Origin of the sequence: Actinoplanes sp. TFC3 (genome assembly GCF_001553785.1) — a bacterium.
Taxonomy (GTDB): Bacteria; Actinomycetota; Actinomycetes; order Mycobacteriales; family Micromonosporaceae; genus Actinoplanes.
On the sequence record NZ_LOJP01000001.1, the window covers coordinates 255,560 to 256,935 of the forward strand.

Below are 1,376 nucleotides of genomic sequence, written 5' to 3' on the forward strand. Positions count from 1 at the left end.
CTCGCCGCCTCCCCCACCCACATCGGCCCGCACAAGAGTCAATCACCCACCCGGCCGCACCAGGCGGCCACAACCAGCCTGCAAAGGCCCCGAAACCGGAGTTCCCATGAAGCAAATCTCCGCCCTCCTCGACATCGTCGACGACCGCGCCTGGCTGCGTGCCGACGGCTACCTCCCCGGCCCCGACGACGTCCCCGTCTCCCAAGCTCAACTCCGCCAGCTCGGCTTGCGCCGCGGCGATCTCGTCACCGGCGCTGTTGACCTCACCGCCGGCCGCAAGCTGCACGTCGACACCGTCAACGGCCGTAAGCCCGGCAAACGCCCCGACTTCGCCAAGCTCACCGCTCTCTACCCGCAGGAGCGCCTGCGTCTGGAAACTAAGCCCGACCTTTTGACCACCCGGGTCATCGATTTGGTCATGCCGATCGGGAAGGGGCAGCGGGCCCTGATCGTGGCGCCGCCGATGGCTGGGAAGACCACCGTGCTCAAGCAGGTCGCCAATGCCATAGCGCTCAACAATCCCGAGGTGCACCTGATGGTTCTGCTCGTCGACGAGCGGCCCGAGGAGGTTACCGATATGCAGCGCTCGGTGCGTGGCGAAGTCATTGCTGCCACCTTTGACCGGGCGCCGCGGGATCACACCGCCGTTGCCGAGCTGGCCATTGAGCGGGCCAAGCGGCGCGTTGAACTCGGCGAGGACGTGGTGGTGCTGCTCGACTCCATTACGAGGCTGGGGCGGGCTTACAACCTGAGCGCGCCGGGCCGTGGTCGTACCTTGTCGGGAGGGTTGGATGTGTCGGCTCTTTATCCGCCCAAGCGGTTCTTGGGGGCAGCGCGCAACGTGGAGGGCGGCGGCTCGCTGACCATCATTGCTTCCGCGTTGGTCGAGACCGGGTCGGCGTTGGACACCGTGATTTTCGAGGAGTTCAAGAGCACCGGGAATGCCGAGCTCAAGCTGGACCGGGGGCTCGCCGAGGCGCGGCTCTTCCCGGCGGTTGACATTTCGGCCTCGGGGACCCGGCGCGACGACACTATTGTGCCGCCGGGGGAGCTGGCGGCGGCGGCCCAGATCCGACGGGCATTGACCGGTCACGATCGCCGGGAAAGCCTGCACCACCTGCTCAGTCAGCTACGCACGACCGGATCCAACCGGGAGTTCCTGCGGCGGGTGGCGCAGTCGCTGGCCATTGCCGGTTGATCGTTTTGCGGTGATAAGAAGTCAAACGCCGGGACAGAACGTAAAAGGCTGATCTTTCGCAGTGATTAACATGACTTTCTGCAGTGGAGCCGATCACTGTCCACTTTGCGAAGCGTTTTCGTCGTATGGTGTGCGGCCGAGTGACCTTCCCCCCTCTCGGAGGCCCCCGTGTTTCTCA

Annotated in this window: 1 protein-coding gene; it reads left to right on the plus strand. The window is 65.4% G+C overall.

Annotated features, from left to right (window positions below; translation table 11 throughout):
• Positions 1 to 106 precede the first annotated feature (106 nt).
• The gene (rho, locus tag TFC3_RS01170) at positions 107 to 1,198 is read left to right on the plus strand and encodes a transcription termination factor Rho (RefSeq protein ID WP_067494378.1); all 1,092 of its coding nucleotides are present in this window, start codon (positions 107 to 109) and stop codon (positions 1,196 to 1,198) included.
• Positions 1,199 to 1,376: the final 178 nt, after the last annotated feature.

Excerpts from the sequence above, each read along its gene's own strand:
- rho (WP_067494378.1), top strand. The coding sequence starts at position 107 with ATGAAGCAAATCTCCGCCCTCCTCGACATCGTCGACGACCGCGCCTGG.